The organism is Nostoc sp. EspVER01 (genome assembly GCF_034530635.1).
Classification (GTDB): Bacteria; Cyanobacteriota; Cyanobacteriia; order Cyanobacteriales; family Nostocaceae; genus Nostoc.
This window is the reverse complement of record NZ_JAVRCS010000001.1, coordinates 71,411-89,393: the sequence shown is the minus strand read 5'-3', so window position 1 is coordinate 89,393 and position 17,983 is coordinate 71,411. Positions and strand designations below refer to the sequence as shown.

Annotated in this window: 9 protein-coding genes; 6 read left to right on the top strand and 3 right to left on the bottom strand. The window is 41.4% G+C overall.

The features are described 5' to 3' along the window. Positions 1-201 precede the first annotated feature (201 nt). Positions 202-1,977: an SWIM zinc finger family protein gene (locus tag RMX69_RS00345; RefSeq protein ID WP_322636342.1), complete on the top strand. Its 1,776-nt coding sequence runs from the start codon at positions 202-204 to the stop codon at positions 1,975-1,977. A gap of 586 nt (positions 1,978-2,563) precedes the next feature. After that, a complete protein-coding gene (locus RMX69_RS00340) occupies positions 2,564-4,309 on the top strand; it encodes a ShlB/FhaC/HecB family hemolysin secretion/activation protein (RefSeq protein ID WP_416211615.1) in 1,746 nt (581 codons plus the stop codon). Positions 4,310-4,743: 434 nt separating this feature from the next. Here RMX69_RS00340 and RMX69_RS00335 read toward each other — a convergent pair whose 3' ends face one another. Together RMX69_RS00335 and RMX69_RS00330 are read right to left on the bottom strand one after the other, a co-directional pair. Continuing rightward, a complete protein-coding gene (locus RMX69_RS00335; RefSeq protein WP_289794812.1) occupies positions 4,744-5,868 on the bottom strand; it encodes a hybrid sensor histidine kinase/response regulator in 1,125 nt (374 codons plus the stop codon). Positions 5,869-5,884: 16 nt separating this feature from the next. After that, entirely contained in the window at positions 5,885-7,240 is a 1,356-nt protein-coding gene (locus RMX69_RS00330) for a hybrid sensor histidine kinase/response regulator (protein ID WP_289794813.1), read from the bottom strand. A 1,269-nt stretch (positions 7,241-8,509) separates the two neighbouring features. Here RMX69_RS00330 and RMX69_RS00325 point away from each other — a divergent pair. After that, positions 8,510-9,232 (top strand): response regulator transcription factor, encoded by a 723-nt coding sequence (locus RMX69_RS00325; protein WP_289794814.1) that lies wholly within the window; start codon positions 8,510-8,512, stop codon positions 9,230-9,232. 79 nt (positions 9,233-9,311) lie between these two features. Here the strand turns inward: RMX69_RS00325 and RMX69_RS00320 are convergent, their stop codons facing one another. Beyond that, positions 9,312-10,676 (bottom strand): lipid-A-disaccharide synthase-related protein, encoded by a 1,365-nt coding sequence (locus RMX69_RS00320; protein WP_322636093.1) that lies wholly within the window; start codon positions 10,674-10,676, stop codon positions 9,312-9,314. A 139-nt stretch (positions 10,677-10,815) separates the two neighbouring features. Between RMX69_RS00320 and RMX69_RS00315 the strand changes: the two genes are divergently transcribed. From RMX69_RS00315 to RMX69_RS00305, 3 genes are all read left to right on the top strand, one after another. Then, complete coding sequence (locus tag RMX69_RS00315; protein ID WP_322636092.1) at positions 10,816-12,891, top strand: outer membrane protein assembly factor; 2,076 nt, start codon at positions 10,816-10,818, stop codon at positions 12,889-12,891. A 526-nt stretch (positions 12,892-13,417) separates the two neighbouring features. Then, positions 13,418-15,652, top strand: coding sequence for a hypothetical protein (locus tag RMX69_RS00310; RefSeq protein WP_322636091.1), 2,235 nt, complete (start codon positions 13,418-13,420; stop codon positions 15,650-15,652). Between the two features lie 13 nt (positions 15,653-15,665). After that, a complete protein-coding gene (locus RMX69_RS00305; protein ID WP_322636090.1) occupies positions 15,666-17,972 on the top strand; it encodes a hypothetical protein in 2,307 nt (768 codons plus the stop codon). Positions 17,973-17,983: the final 11 nt, after the last annotated feature.

The following is a 17,983-nucleotide window of genomic DNA, read 5'->3' as shown; positions in this document are numbered from 1 at the left end:
GGGTTGGTTTTCCCAGAAAAGCGACAAGAAATTAAGTGAGTATTTGCAGGGTAATGAAGCTGATTCCCAGTTCTGAGCTAGTTAATGAATAGAAATTGCAGTTTCACTCAGAATCTCCACACCTTTCTCTTTACAGCGCGTTAGCGTAACACTAAGCTGGATTTAGGATTGATCCAGAAGATTTACGCAGGCGATCGCTCGATGTCTATTCCCCAAATTAGTGAATTTACTATCCGCCGTCATGCCAACGCCAAATCTTTCCAGCGGGGCGAGGCATATTACAACGCTGGTGCTGTTAATGCAGTTATCCAACGTGGTCATCAGCTTCAGGCAGATGTTGTAGGCACCGAAGCTAGACCTTATCATGTCAACCTAAGTTTCGATAGCAGTGGGTTAACCTCAGTAAAATGCACCTGTGCTTACAACTATGAAGGTTGGTGCAAGCACATTGTGGCGACGATGCTCGTTTGTGCGCGTAACTCAGAAAATATTGAGCAGCGCCCCACCCTTGAAGAACTACTAAATCGCCTGGATAGTATCGAAACTCAAAGGCTGCTGCAAGAGTTGGTAGCAGAATACCCCCCCCTAATTGAGGCGATTGACCGTCATGTAAGTTGGATGACGAATCCTGCTGACAACCAAACAGCCATAAAATTCGTGCGCCGCAATACTCTCGATCCGGCTCCCTTTCGGCGGCAAGTACGGCAGATTCTCAAGGATACTGTGCGCTACTTTGAGGAGGGATATGAAGAAGACCCGATTGGCGAAGATTTGTTGAGTGTAGTGCAAACTGCGGTAGATTTTAGCGAACGGGGAGAAGGTGAAAATGCGATCGCTATTTTGTCAGCGATTACCTCTACCTGTGCGGAAAATTGGGATGATGTTGCCGAATATGGCGCTGAAAATGATGAAGTTGTCGCGGAATTAAATAATGCTTGGTGTGAAGCAGTTCTAATCGCCGAACTTACTCCAGAAGAAAAAGTTGATATTCAAATAAATTTGGAAGCTTGGCAAGATGAGTGGAATGCTGATTTTGGTCTAGTCATGGAGGCTTTACGCCAAGGTTGGGATTATCTGCCGCTGGTACAAGTTCTCCAAGGTAACATTACTGAAAGGGGAGCATGGGAAGAAGACGTACCAGATTATGCAGACGATTTGGCATTAATTCGCCTAAAAATTCTCGAACGTCAAGAACGTTATCAAGAATACCTGTATTTAGCAGAAGCGGAAGGGCAAACCCAGCAATATCTGACAATGTTGGGGCGTTTAGGCAGGGTGGAAGAAGCAATTGATGCTGCTCAAACCCAGATGAACTCAATGGAAGAAGCCTTTGCCCTAGCGAAAACACTCAGTCTTCAGGGAGCGTTACAGCAAGCACTAGATATAGCCCAGAGTGGATTAAATTTACCGGGTAATTGTCAGTATGAATTGGGAATTTGGACAAGTGATTTAGCTAGTGAGTTGGGTAATAGTGAAGCTGCTTTATTAGCAATCAAGGCAGCTTTTCAAATGAAGCCGTCTTTTGTGGATTACCAAAGGATGGCAGAATTAGCTGGGGAAAACTGGGAAAGTGTCAAAACAGACCTGCTGAGAATTGTCCGTACTTGTAGTGGTTGGGGAACAGAATCAGCCAAGGTAGATATATTCTTGCATGAGGGGCTAATTGATGATGCAATTGCGATCGCTAGTGAACTAAGTTCCGATCGTTCAGAGTTAATTCACCGAGTTATGGATGCTGCTATCCCTCATAATCCTGGTTGGGTGATTGCGAATGCTCGTCGCCGTGCTGAAAAGATTATGGATGCAGGTAAAGCCGAATACTATTATTACGCAGTTGAATGGTTGAAAAAGGCGCGTAATGCCTACCTGGAATCTGGGAAGAAAGCTGACTGGTTAAGCTATCGGGACAACTTGATGCAAACTCATGCTCGTAAACGTAAATTGATGGGAATGTTTCAGCAAAGCGGTATGCAGTGAAGAAGGTAGCAGGTAGGAGGTTGCAATGAGCGGTGTAGGCTTGTCTTTCAGAGACGCACAAGAGAAAGACCTACACTAGACTTCTTGCAAAAGTAGGGAAAAGGGTAAGGGGGAAAGGGGAAAGGAACAATAAAAAACCTTTTCCCTTTAACCTTTTCCCTTTTCCCACAAGAGTGCAAAAATTACTTTTGCAAGAGGTCTACTGATTGCAGCACACTCTCATCAGAAATTTGGTATTAGATTTAACTGTAAAAAAAGCACGGAGATACTAGGCGTAGCTTGCTTCCACGTAGTGGTACGGGAAGCCTTTGACTACATAAATTTTGCCTACTAAGGATTTCGGGCAACGCATAATTAATTTAATTTCACCAGATATCTCATTAATACTTTTAAATCTGCAATCACCAGATGATTTAGCTTTTAAAGTGAGATTTGCTCAAGATATCAACTTTAGCGACAAAAGATGAAGTAAGATTCACATCTGAAGCAGTCCCCGTATAATCCCATAGTTACTGACAAAAAATAGTCCAGTGCGATGATTGATAAATACCCTCAGAATCTTATAGTGTCCTGCTTACCGCTGAGTATGCTTCTATTACTTAGCAGTACATCTTTAAGTCCACTGAAAGCTCAGGCTGTTGATACTACACAATTACCAACGAGTGATTTCACCCTATCACAACAAATTCCACCACCACAGGATATCCAACCACCCACACCCTCACCACTTCCCTCACCTGAAGTGCCACAGCCACTCCCTCCACCAGCAGAACTACTTCCACCCTCTGCCCCAACTCCCACACCTGATGCACCACTCCCTGGTAACTTTCCTCAAACTATTGTTGTTGAACGCTTTGAAGTTGTTGGTAGCACAGTTTTCAGTGCCCAAGAATTAGCCAAAGTCACTGCTGAATTTACCAAACGACCGATCTCACTGACCCAAGTGTATCAAGCACGTTCTAAAATCACTGAGTTATATGTCAAAAATGGTTACATTACTTCTGGTGCCTATATTCCACCTCAAACAATCCAATCTGGTGTTCTCAAAATTCAGGTGGTCGAAGGTAAATTAGAAGATATTCAGGTAACTGGGACTCGGCGGTTGAACCCGAATTATGTCCGTAGCCGACTAGCAATCGCGACATCACCGCCTCTGAATCGCCAGCGTTTATTAGAAGCCCTGCAACTGCTGCAACTTAATCCTTTGATTCAAAACGTGACTGCTGAACTCTCAGCAGGGTCGCGGACGGGTACGAGTCTTTTGGAAGTTAAAATCAGTGAGGCAAAAACCTTTAGTGGGCAAATAGTTCTTGATAATGGGCGATCGCCTAGTGTTGGCAGTTTTCGCCGCGGGTTAAGATTGAATGAAGCCAACTTACTTGGATTGGGGGATAGTCTGAGTGTAGGCTACACCAATACTGATGGTAGCAATTCCTTTGACGCTAGTTACACGTTGCCTCTTAATCCCCGCAACGGAACGCTTACCTTGAACTATGGCACTACGTCGAGCAATGTCATTGAGCCTCCTTTCGACTTCCTAGATATCGAATCAGCTTCTCGCTACTACGAACTGACATTCCGCCAGCCAATAATCCAAACTCCTACACAAGAATTCGCTCTGGGGTTAACAGCTTCCCGACGCGAAAGTGATATCTCGTCCTTGTTACAGAGAGAAGGGGTTCCCGCCTCTGAACTTTCGCCTGGTGCTGATGATGAGGGACGCACTAGGGTATCGGCGTTGCGATTTTTTCAAGAATGGACGAGTCGTAACAGTCGTGAAGTCATCGCCCTACGCTCTCAATTCAGTTTGGGCATAGATGTGTTGAATGCCACAGTTAATCAAGATGCTCCCGATAGCCGTTTTTTTGCTTGGCAAGGGCAAGCGCAGTGGGCGCGCCTTTTAGCTCCTGAAACTTTATTGTTATTACGTTTAAATACGCAACTAGCATCTACAAAACTTCTGCCGATAGAGCAATTTGGCATCGGTGGACAGGATAGCATTCGCGGCTACCGTCAAGATTACCTGCTGACAGATAATGGCACTTTTGTGTCTGCGGAAGTTCAAGTACCAATTCTGCGCTTACCGCAGATAAATAGCATCTTACAGGTTATCCCCTTTGTAGATTTTGGTGTTGGCTGGAATACTTCTGGTAAAGATAATCCTGATCGCAATACTTTAGCTGCTGTTGGTCTGGGGTTGCGTTTGGCACAGGGCGATCGCTTCACCGTTCGTCTTGATTGGGGTATTCCTTTGGTATCTATTAACTCAAATAATGAGAGAACATTACAAGAAAACGGTCTGTATTTTAGTTTACTCTATAATCCTTTTTAAGCCCTGTCCATGTCCACCCTATTAAGAGTTGAGGGTGGACATGGACAGTAGTCAATGATGAAAAAATGATGATTATCTAAGTTTTTATAAAAAAGACCCTGGGTTATGATTCCAGGGTGCATACACGTTTTTCAGGCATTAATAGGTTGAATAATAACTTTGTCAAATAGTTATTTCTACTATCTATAGAATGATACAAAAGTAGATTTAGTTATTTTAGTCGATCAATACATCTGCCATTGGGAGTATACAAATATTGGAAGAGACAAGTTATCTGGCAGTATTCTAGATTGGATTAACCTTCAAATGCTGCTGTAATTAATCCATATAATTTAAGCTAATTTAAGTTTTGTTAGGGACATAAAAACACATCAAAAATTAATGTAATTTATTGGGAGATATCCGCATAATAATCTGTGGTAAAGGAGAATAGCTTAAGTGTTTTTAGGTAGTTGAACAGTAAACAAACTACCTTTACCTAGTTCAGAAGCGACCTTGATAGTTCCTGCGTGCCCTTCTATAATGCGATGGGATAGATGTAGTCCTAAGCCACTACCTGAGCGTTTATTTCTGCCTTGGCGAAATCGCTCGAAAATTGTTCCTTGATCTTCTGGCGCAATCCCATATCCTGTATCTTGTACCTCAATTATGACCGAATCTGGATCTCCTAGATTAGATGATGTTTCATAAATACGGATTGTTATGCCTCCCGTATCTGTAAATTTGATGGCATTTGCAATCAGGTTGTTTAACACTCGCCGTAACTCTAAGCGATCGCCCATGATAATAGCAGCGTTTTGACTCAGTGGATCTAATTCACGGGTATCTATTTCCAGAGTCAAGCCTTTTTCATTAGTTAGAGGACTTAGTTCGCTGACTACTTCTTGAGATATCTCAGATAAATCGCATTCCTCCCAATTCAACGTTTTTTTACCTGCCTCGAAGCGATAGACTTCTAAGAGCGTGTTGACCATTTCCATCAAATTTTGGTTACTGCGAATCATAACTGCGATCGCCTGTTTCATTTCCGGCGAAATTTTACAGAATGTTTCCATTTCAAACAAATTCAACATCCGATCGGCGGCTACTAGGGGAGTTCGCAAGTCATGAGTCAGACGGGAAACAAAATCTTCCCGTTGGCGGGCCATTTTTTGTTGTTCGTCCAGACTGTGCTTGAGACGTAATAGCGATCGCACTCTTGCCAGTAGTTCATCAGTATCAAATGGTTTACGAATAAAATCATCAGCACCAGCATCCAAACCTTCGACAACGCTGGATTGGTGAAAGGCAGTAATTAACAGAATTGGAATATAAGAGATTGCAGGGTTATTCCGAATCCGACGTGTGACTTCATAGCCATCTATCCCTGGCATCATTACATCTAACAGAATCAGATCGGGTGGAGATTGCTCAATTTTGCGTAAAGCCTTGATTCCATCTGAAGCCAAATCAATTTTATACCCCTCACTTTCTAAAATTGCTTGAACCAAAATGAGATTATCTTGAGTGTCGTCAACTGCTAAGATCCGATAAATTTTATTATTTTCAACTACAGACATGATTTATAAATTTTTATCAGTTTTTTGGGAAGTAATTTTTAAATTTAGGATATTCTATTGGTGCTTTCCTGGCTTGAGAAGATGACTGGTGAGGATTTTTAGCAGGGCAAAAAAAATCGTCGCTATCGTTATCTAACTGTGAAGCTGGAGCATGGGGTGCTACAGTCGGTAATGTAATTTGACGTGGCAATTCAATTTTAAACATTGAACCCACCCCCAATTTACTCTCAAGAAATATTTTACCGCCCATCATTCGCACTAGCGAATCTATAATTGCCAAACCCAGACCTGTACCTGGATATTTGCGAGTGATAGTTTGATCGACTTGCCGAAATGCTTCAAAAATATGCTTAAAATCTCTGGGGGCTATGCCTATACCTGTATCTTGAACGATAATTACCACTCGATTTGCAGGGAGTTCCTTGACCTCAACCCAAATTTCACCAGATTCTGTGAATTTAATGGCGTTGGAAAGCAGGTTAATTAAAATCTGTTTGACACGAACCGGATCGTTAAATACCAAAGGATTTTGCAAATCGGTTTGTACTAATAATGAAAGATTTTTAGCATCAGCTAGGGAACGCATTTCACTGACAACAAGATTGATTACCTTTGATATATCAAATCTTTCTGCCTTTAAATCTAATCCTCCTCCCTCCAGTTTGGAAAAGTCGAGAACTTCATTGAGTAGCATTAGTAAATGCTTCCCATTATTCAAAATGCGCTCAACCATATCTGCTTGCTGGCGCGTTAGCTGACCGAATTTAGGACGCAGCAGTATTTGCGAAAAACCAATAATCGCATTCATCGGCGTTCTAAGTTCGTGAGATATAGTTGCCAAAAAAAGTGATTTTAGACGTGATGCCTCCAATAGCTTGAAGTTTTGTATTTGAATCTGTTGTTGTTGTCTCTCCAATTCTTGGTTCTGACAAATGAGTTGTTCATAAGTTTCTCTAAGTTGCTGATTTGCCAAATCCACCTGCATTTCCGCCCGATAAATCCGAATTACATTCCGCAAAACCTGCGACAAAGTTTCTGGAGATATTCTAGACTTAGAGAGATAGTCTGTAGCACCAGCTTTCAATAATTGGAGAGTAATTTGTTCATCTCCTTGACCAGTTAGGACTACTAAAGGAACTTTAATTTCTGAAGAACGTAGCTGTTGAATCAAAGTTAGTGCATCCCTATCTGGTAAGGAATAGTTTAGGAAAACACAATCGTAAGCAGTAATGCTTAAAACAGAGAACGCATCATTACCATTGCTTACTTCAGACAGTTGCATCTGAACACCTGCTGTAGTCAGAGCAGAACAGATTGCTATCCGGTCTACTTCGTCATCGTCTACAACCAAAATTTTCAGCGTCTCTTCCATCGGTTTTTATTTTCGCCGCCAAACATAGGTTGATGTATAACATTTCTCTTTTTCAGTTTATCCAACTAAAGAATATAAGATTTTCGGATATCTAAAACCTGTAATTTGATTGATTAAGATATTTTGCATAAGATCCACTTTAATAGCTGCTTGACACTCATCACATCAACTTCGTTATCCTCCATTAGTAGTATGTTGATCGCTCTTTCGGGACTTTCCTTGGGTTGAATTGAGTCTGTTGTATCTTCAATCTGGTTAATTTACAAGACTCTGGTAACTAAACTCCTAGCAAATGACCAATGCCCTGCAAAAAATTAGTAATTAACAAGCAGACACCGCTGATATAAAGTAAAATAAAATACTTTACCAACTTAAAACAATTGTAGATGAGTAAGCAAGCCATCGTCGTCAGTCATTGGTGAGAGTTGCATCCCATTATCGTGTACCATAAGCTTGAACAGTTTTATCTATCAGGTTAGTTAGACCAGGTAAATAAAAAAGTAATATCTATAACTCTTTGTGAATCTGAAGTAATCCTAGCTCCTGAAATTTCAACTAATTTTTTTCGCGATCGCCACATCTGTATTAGTATTTTCCCGGTTATATCAAACTTATAGATGTTCGCAAAATTACCAAACCTTAATGCCGAAAAAAGGTTCTCGACAAAAGTTAGGCAAAAATTCAAAACCTAAAAGGGGAGAGGTTTGTACATTAGCACAGAGGGTTGCTATTATCTCCTGTGAAAAGTCAGATGAACAAGTTAGTCACCAAAAATTAGGAATTACTTTGCTGTTGGTGATTCCGCCAAATTTTAACGCTGCTGATTCGCTTCCATAAGGATCTCTATTGCCTCTATCAATCGGATGAATCCAAAGGTTTGATTAAAAATCGCTCGCATCCATCGTTCACTTTCTCGCAAAGCAACTTTCACCCGCTGTAATTTTTTCATTTTCGTAAGCTTTTTTTAAAGTTTGATCCCAAATAATACTAATTAACCAATGGAACATGGCAACTCAAAGCTGAATTGTCAGCTAAGAAGGAGCAATTTGGCATTCGTTTTAATATTTCATACTTTTTATGTAAGTATCTATATATCTCCAGCTAGATTTGTCCTCTATCTAAATATAAAATTTTTGAGTATTTGTTATTTCTATCGGTGGATGCAGACAGGTTAAAATATCATCTATCTTGAGTTTGGGAAAATAATAGATAGTAGTTACAAAAGGCAAGACTTTGAAAGATGCAAACAGCGCAAGAGTGAGTGTAGCGATGAATGAAATTAGTATTATTTTAATTGAAGATCATGACTTAACGCGCATGGGGCTACGAGCAGCGTTACAGTCTCATAGTGCATTGAAAGTAATTGGGGAAGCGGCAAATGCTACCCAAGGGTTAAAACTTTTAGAAACGGCCAAGCCAGATGTAGCGGTAGTAGATATCGGCTTGCCTGACATGGATGGCATCGAACTCACTCGCAAATTTAAACGCTCCCAGGCTGAAAATGGGCAATCTACTACAAAGATTCTCATCTTGACAATGGATCATACAGAGGACGCTGTACTTGCAGCCTTTGCAGCTGGCGCTGATTCTTATTATATGAAAGAAACCAGCATCAGTAAATTAACTGAGGCAATTCAAGCAACTCACGGCGGTAACTCTTGGATCGATCCGGCAATTGCCAACGTGGTATTGCGGAAGATGCGCCAAGGTATTCCTGGAGAAAGTCAAGGTTCTGACAAGCCGAAGACTGTAAAAATTGAAGCGTTGGCATCAGAATACGAGCAAGTTTTGGAAACATACCCTCTGACTCAACGGGAACTGGAAATCCTAGAGTTGATTGTAGCCGGATGTAGCAATGGGCAAATTGCCGAGAAACTCTACATTACAGTTGGTACTGTCAAAACCCATGTTCGTAATATTCTAAATAAACTATGTGCTGATGACCGTACCCAAGCTGCTGTGAGGGCCTTACGTTCGGGCTTGGTGGCGTAAGGTATTAGGGACAAGGGAGATGAGGGGACAAGGGGACAAGGAGAATAACCTGCCACAATGCCCCATACCCACTGCCCCATTATCCCAATTTTTCCCGCAAGCAATTAGCAATACGTAGTGCTGCTCCCGGTTTGCCCATACGTCGCTTACCATTTTCAGCAATAATTTGCAAATTATCAGGGTTTTTAAATAGGGATTGTACAACCTTCGCTACTTCTGCCGGTTGATCGATTAAAATCAAAGACGATCCGAGAAGACGACTTTGAGATTCAGCAAAGCCAGGGTTATATTGTGGCCCATTACCAGGAATCGCGATCGCAGGTTTCCCTAAACCGATAAACTGTTCTGTGGCTGTACCTGCCATTGCGATCGCTATATCTCCCAAATGTAAGCAATCATTATAGGCTTGTTGGGTCAATAGCAAATAAGCATTTCTCTGTTTAAATGTCAAGACCTTTGGATCGCGAAGTTGGATAGGAGATGCTGATTCAGTACGCCAGCCTTGGGATTGTACACTTTGGGATAAAATATTAGAGTCTAAACCAGGAGCGATCGCACCTAAAAACACTACTGTGTTAGAAGTATAGAAGATTGAATCTCGCTGTTGAAAACTTGTCATTAATGCAGATACAGCAATCATAATTGTTTCCCAGTTCGTGTATGCTTCTGGCGGACGAGAACCAGGAAGAAGAGTCACTACAAAAGGTCGAACTGTCTCTTGCTGTTGGATATTCTGACTATAAAATTGTTGGCGTGAAAACGTCGGTTCTAGACCATCCATCATGGGATTACCCAAATAGAAAGCTGGAATTGGCCATTGTTTTAATGTTTCCGTCGTCAGCGCATCTCTAAGGAACACAGCCTTACAACGGCGACGACTCATTAACCAACGTTCCCAAGGATGGTAAATTGAACCAGAAAAGTTTTCCCAACCTCCGTCTTGAGATTTTCGTGGTAATAATCCAGCTTCATCTCGCACATAATATTCAGATTTTGCCGTACCGACAAAAGCATAATTAGCGCCACTCAATGTTGCAAACAACAGCGGCAAGATATCTCCCACTGCTAAAATCGCCCTTCTATTACCTAATTTTTTTTGAGAACTCACCCAACGGCGGATAGCTTTAATTTGGCTGAGGGTAAGTTGCAATAAACCACCGCGTACATCCCGCGCTAATTGGCGGCCATCCATATAAATAAAGCCGCCAGAAGGCATATTCAGAACTGAACCGATAAAGGGGATATCCAACTGTTCATAAGCACGTCCTTCACCCACCAGAGGTAAAGCAAATATCTCTGGTGGGTTTGGTTGTCGTTGGAGTTCTTGCAAAATCCGAACTGCAATCACATCTTCCCCATGACCATTACTTAATACAAGTAACCGCAAAGGAGAAGTTGCAGATTGGGAGTTAGAAGCTAGCGATGACCGAGATAGATTACTCATAGAAACAAAATATCAAAATTAACTGTCTGTTTGGGTAAGAGGTATAAATAGGGAAATCGACGAAGCAGCTGGAAGTTAGTATTATCCCTATTCGCTAGCGTCTCTACAACTAACTCCCAGTTAATTAGGTTAAATATTTATGCGAGTTTCTACTACTGCTATTTTTACTTTAGCTACTTTAGCTGCTGGCAATGTTACTGGGCAAGCAACGGCTGCACCTGCTAAAACCGTTACTCCAACTGCAAAAGCTGGTAACTTGGTGGTGCCAATAATTGAAGACACTCCCGCACGGGTAGAGACAATTGCTTCCCCAGAAACTATAGTTGCACAACAATTTTCCCAAAATCCCCTCGCCGTGCAAACAGGTGCAAACAAAAATTCCCCAGTAGTCTTAAAATCAGCAGACAAGGGAAATTCATCAGTAATACTTTCTCCCACTCCCTCTTTTTCACCTTCATCCCCCAAAACTCCTGCTAATGAAAGCAATTTAGTCGTCACAGCTACAGATGTACAGGTGGTGGGAGCCAATCAAGAATTACAGCAAATCATTCGCCAGGTAATTAAAACCCAAGCTGGTGGAGAAACCAGTCAAAGCCAGCTACAAAGAGATGTAACTGCAATTTTAAATACAGGTTTATTTAGCAATGTCAGTGTGAATAGCTTTAGCACACAGGCTGGATTGAATGTAGTTTACCAAGTCCAACCAGTGATTGTGCGATCGCTGCAACTATCTGGTGCTAAAGTACTTACCTATCAAGTCGCCCAACAACGTTTGCAATCTCAGATTGGAACCACCATTAGTCCCAGTGGACTGCAACAAGCAGTAGCAGAAATTAACAAGTGGTACGCCGACAATGGTTATAACTTGGCGCGGGTGTTATCAATTAAACCTAGTTCTCAAGGCATTCTCACTGTGAATGTCGCTGAAGGCTTGGTAAGTGATATCAAATTTCGCTTTGTCAACGATGAGGGTAAAACCGTTGATAGCAAAGGTAATCCCGTCGGAGGACGCACCAAAGCAGATTTCTTACAACAACAACTAAAGTTAAAACCCGGTCAAATTTTCCAAGAAAATATCGTTAAACAAGACATTCAACAGCTATATCGTACAGGTTTATTTGAGAGTGTGAATGTTGCCTTAGAAGGGGATGCAACAAAACTTGATTTAGTCTACCAACTTAAAGAAACTGGGGCCCGTGGTGTTAACTTGGGTGGTAGTTACAATGCTGATCAAGGATTGGTAGGTACAATCAGCTATCAAGATCAGAATGTCGGCGGTGTTAATGATACTTTAGGGGTGAATGTTGGTGTAAGTAGCCGAGACTTGCAGTTTAATACCAAATTTACCAGTCCCTATCGGATAACTAACCCCGATCGCTTCGGCTACACTGTAAATGGTTTTCGTAGTCAGGAACTTTCGGAAACCTTTGATGACAAGATTAAGCTAGCTAACGGCGACAAAGTGCGAGAAGGTCAAATTGGCGGTGGTGTTAGCTTGCAGCGACCAATTGATGATTGGAATACATCATTAGGATTAAATTATACCCGAACTAGTATTCGCGATCGCCAAGGTAATGTTACCCCAACCGACGTTCAGGGCAATCCCCTATCTGCGAGTGGAACTGGTATTGACGACCTAACTACCGTATCCTTCACCGCCACCAAAGACCAACGAGATAATCCCCTCAATCCAACTCAAGGTTCCGTTCTAAGTCTGAGTACAGAACAATCTATACCCGTCGGTCAAGGTAATATTTCCCTCAATCGCCTCAAAGCTAATTACAGCCAATATTTACCAGTGCAGTTATTTAACAGCAAACAGCCACAAGTCTTTGCGGTGAATGTCCAAGCCGGTACCGTCCTTGGGAATTTACCGCCTTACGAAAGCTTTAACTTGGGTGGTTCCAACTCAGTGCGCGGTTACGATTCTGGAGAAGTTGGCAGTGGACGCAGTTATGTGTTGGCTTCCGCAGAATATCGTTTTCCCGTTTTACCAATCGTAGGCGGTGTATTGTTTGCCGACTTCGCCTCAGATTTAGGTTCTGGTGATACTGTATTAGGAGATCCGGCAGGTGTACGAGATAAAGCAGGTTATGGTTTTGGTTATGGGGCGGGAGTGCGAGTAAATTCACCACTAGGTTTAATTCGGGCTGACTATGGCATTAACGACCAGGGAGAAAGCAAAGTGCATCTGGGAATTGGGCAACGATTTTAATTTGAGTTCAGGCGTTGCCAATACGGTTCGGTTAAAGGGGAAAGGGTAAAGGGGAAAGGGGAAAGGGGAAAGGGGAATAAAAAACCTTTAACCGCAAACCCATTCCTCTTTTCCCCAAACCCTATTCTGAGTTCAAAATACTTATCCGAACCGTATTGAGTCATATCCAAAATTAAATATGCGTTATCCAAAACCCTTGTAGAGACGTAGCACTGCTATGTCTCTACATTCTTTTTGGCTCATACAGCAGATTTCAATTTGGTGAGGTACACAAGCAAGCTAAGTCTGTTACCCAGGTATAAAGCGTGTTTTACTCCTGAATTCTGAATTTTGAATTCTGCTATATCTCTATTAGCGATCGCCTTTGAAAATGACTTTTATAAATTGTCCAATTTATTACACAATATTTAATAGTATATAAATTTCAATAATCAAAGGAAAAAAGCTATTGTCACGTTTTCACGAGACATTAATTTTTTAATAGTGCTAGTCATGCAGAATATAAAAAAATATTATAAGTAATAGCATGGAAAAAAGTGTTATTAATGCCAGCCTTTCTACTCAGAACTTAACCTTTCGTCCAGGTGATACTCCTGTATCATTTGAGGTAACTGTCAATAATGACAGCGATCGCTTCATCAATTTTCAAATAGAAATTACCGCAGCCGGAGAAATCCGCAACACAGGATATCGCTGGTATAGACTCGAACCAGAGGTAGCGGCAGCCAAGCCACCGGGCAGTAGTACCATCTTCCAAGTTTTCGTATTCAATACACCCATTCCGGGATTTGTTGGTACTGTCAACCTGATGGTAAATATTTTTTCACCGCAATTAGCACAACAGTCCAGACTTGTGCTACGCCTGAAAATCGAGCGAGACAACAGACCAACACATTTAAGTCTAGAATTACCTGTACGAGAGTTCCAAGTTTATCCCCGCAATTCTGTCGATATACCAGTACGAGTGCGAAACTTGGGGCAACAACCAACCGAGGTAATGCTACGTTTTACAGGCGTCGATCCGTCTTGGCTAGCTGGCAGTGCAGAACGCCGATTACCCTTAGATCCAGGTGGTTTAGCAGAAGCTACATTCCAATGCCAACCTCCTTCTGTAGTGCAAGCGCCCAGTCAAAATTATCCTTTTACTATTGAAGCTGTTAGCAATAATGGTTATCCAACTAATGCTGAAGGCAATATTGAAGTTTTGCCAGTGGGTTTTATAGACTTTACTACCACCGAGAAACACCTGAAAATCCCCAATAAATCGGCATGGTTGCCTGACTGGAAATCTGATACAGCTTCCTTTGAATTACTATTTAAAAACGCTAGCAATCTCAACCAGGAAATTAATGTGCAGGTGCAGGGTAGAGACTGGCGAAAATGTAGTTTTAAAAAGCTTCCGGAAACCGCCAATCTTCATCTAGGAGAGACAAGTAAAGTCCTTCTCGATGTTAAAACAAAACGCCCTTGGGTTGGAATCGGCAAAACTTTGTTGCTGGAGGCTAAATCAGAATTATCCGATCAACGTTTAGGCAGTACAGACCCAGCCACGCAGACATTAGAAGTAGAGACTCTGCCAATTATACCTTTATGGCTACAATTAGCTGCGATCGCACTTTTAGCCGCACTCCTCGCATTAATCCTGCAACCAAGAGGTGTAATGCATACTCGTTCTGTCAACTCAGTGCGTTTTAGTGGCATTGGTTTATCTGTGGTCAGCGGCTCAGATGATTGCACCTTAAGACTTTGGAGAATTGGTGCTGATAGCTTAGACCCTGATGATACAGTAAGGTATGCTGGGCAATCCCTGGCTTGCGACCAATCACAACAGCCTAAAGGATTGATGGCCATTACCGATGACGCTGTAGAAGTCTTGCGCTTCATGCCGTTACAAAATAATCGTGTTGCTGTTGGTTTAGATAATGGTGTCATTGAACTCAGAGATGTTCCTTCAGGTGCAAAGATTAGCCAACTTCAAGACCTTAAAGATCCTAAAGCAAAAGGCGATCGCGTTTTTGATTTAGCTTTCACCTCAAACTCACTTAATTTATTCAGTGGTTATGGCAGTGGTAAAGTGAGACTATGGTCAAGACCAGCGCCTAACAGCGATTTTCTACCAGAACCGCAAGTTATTGACGTACAAAGTAGATTGAAACTATCAGGTTTCCAAGTCCGGGCATTAAATCTCAGCCCAGATGCACAAACTCTAGTAATTGCTGGAAACTTTAAGCGTTTTATATTGTGGCAGTGGAATCAAACTCAATCTGATAAACAATCCCTAAGTTTATCAGTGCAAAATTTAGAAAAACTAGACCCATTAGTTGGGCCGGAAGATTATATTTGGGGATTAGCTTTTGTTCCTGACTCAACAGGAAAAATCCTTGCAACTTCTGATTCTGCGGGATTTATTACCATTTGGGATTTAAATCAGTGTCAAACTATTAAAAATCCGAATCCGCTAGAAAAAATAAATGAGCTTAATTGTTCACAACTAGACCGTTGGTCAGCATCAAAAACATCTGTGCGGACTCTAGCATTTAGTGACGATGGTAGTCTCTTAGTAAGTGGTGGCGATGATGGACGAGTCTTAGTTTGGTATTTAACTCCCGAACACAAGCTCGACAAAACAAAAGCAGCAGAAGGTAAACAAATTTACAAAAGCTCTAAAAAAATCAATAGTATCGATTTGAAAACTAATCAAGGAACCATGATTGTGAGTGGTGATGAAGATTTTCAGGTCAAATTACACCGCATCAAATAAGGGAATCAATGACATGCAAGCTAAATTCAATCCACTGCAAGTTATTATCAACCCGCCTGGAATTCAATTTGGGATGCCAGGAGATACGATTGAACTCTATATTGTTGTAATCAATCAGGGAAATCAAAGTGCGGTTATTGACTTATATTTTGTTTTTGACGAAGTATTTCAAAATTTAACCGGTTGGTCTAGTTCTCCTAGAGAAAGTTTAGCATTAGCTCCAGGGCAAAATAGCGACGAAGTAAGGTTTGAGTTTCAAGTCGCCGCCAATGCTCTCCCAGGAACCTATGACTACACACTAGTCGTAGATTCTCCTCTACATTATCCACAAGAGACTCCCATAACTTTCGCAAACCAAATTAAGGTTCTACTAAAAGAACAGACTGCAATTCGGGTGAACGACCCGACATTTTCCATCAGACCTAACACCAACCCCAACAAACCGTTAATTTTCAATCCTAGTGAGTCTCTGCAAGTAGAGGTAATAGTTGACAATCGCTCTTATCTCGTAGATAGATTCCGCTTAAGTTGCCCAGATTTAGACGATGACTGGTTCACAATTAATTATCCTGCAACTGGATTTGAGGGGCCAGGATTAGTGTCTGACGTGACTGCACTAGAACTCAATCCTGGTACTCAAGGTCAAATATTGTTGAAATTTCACCCACCTGGGGATACCCTTGCAGGAAGCTATTCACCGACAATCCGCTTATATTCAGAAAACTCTCCAGACTTAGTACTGCTGGATTTGGTGTATATCCAAATTCCGACAAATTATCGCTTAGATATACAACTTCATACCATCTTGGGACAAGTTAGCCGTAGTCTTGGCAAGTACGAATTATCACTAGCTAACCAGGGCAATATTGTCCGCGAACTGATATTGAACTTAAAAAGTAGAGACGAAGAAGAACTATATACTTACAAATTCGATCCTACTGAAGTCAGATTATTACCTAATAGAAGTGCTGTGGCTAATTTGACGGTCAAACCCAAACCTTGGTGGCGAAGACCGTGGTTTGGTGCAGGGCTAGTGGTCAACTTTCAACTCGATATCAAAGACCAACAAAATTTACCCCTACCGAACACACTGTCTCAAGGAACTTTGGTATGGAAACCCCGCCCTTGGTGGCAATTTCTTCTGTTAATTTTGGCAATTTTGGCAATTTTGGGAGGGATAGGATTTATCATTTGGCGAATTTTAAACCCCGATCCTTTGAGATTAGAAAATTTTAGTGCAAATGACTCTCAAATTACTGAAGGTGATGAGGTAGCTTTAAACTGGGAAATTCATCAATATAAACAGTTAAAAAAATTAGTTCTGACGGCTAAAGGTTCCCAACCTATTCAGCCTATTACTTATGACTTTAGCAATGGCATTCCTGAAACACTGGGTAAAGGAAGCACCAATGAAATCCCTCCTTGTCAGGTGCAAGATAAACAAGAGCTAATTTGTAGCAACGTTAAAACTGGAGTGAAAACAAAAGGGAATTATACTTTTGAGTTACAAGCCTTTTATCGCAATGGTATACAAATATTTTCTCCTAATAACAAAGTAGCTAGCCAAACCACCCAAGTAGAAATAGCTGAAAAACAAATTGCTGAAGTACTTAGTTTTCAACCAGATAAACCATTGTATACAAAAGGTCAAAATATTCTTTTAAGCTGGGCAATTGCCCGTCCATTATTGTTAGCGCAAATTCAAATCGCTGGCAGCGCAGATGATGGTACATTATATAGTGAGCCAATTACTTATAAATTTAATCAAGGTAATATTACCGACCCAAAACTTCAAAAGCTATGTACACAACAGAATCAACAACTACGATGTACAAATATTCCTTTATCAGCAACTAAAGCCGGAAATTTTGTATTTGAAATCAAAGCCTTTCCTAACAATGGAAGTCAAAAAACTAGTTTTAAAAAGACTGAATCAAAAATTGGAATATTACCAAAACCATTTAAAATTGTCTCTTTTAGAATCAACGGTAGCGAACAACCAAATCTGGTTCTCAAGGAAGGTGAATCTGCTACCCTGAGTTGGAGAGTAGAGGGAGAAAATATTCAGGTTAAACTTCTACCATACGGCAATGACGTTCCAGCAGTTGGTTCAATGAAGCTTCCAGTCAATCAAGCCTTCCCCGCTCAAATCGGACTGCTAGTCAATGATATATCTGGCAAGCAACAACCCCAACAAAGAGGGTTTGCAATCACAGTCCTCAAAAAAGTAGAGCCTATTCCTATACCTGGCATTAACCCAATTCCACCTACTCTGCTACCTAGCAATAGCCCATTTAAGACTCCTTTACCTCAGAGGTAACTTTTTGAGCA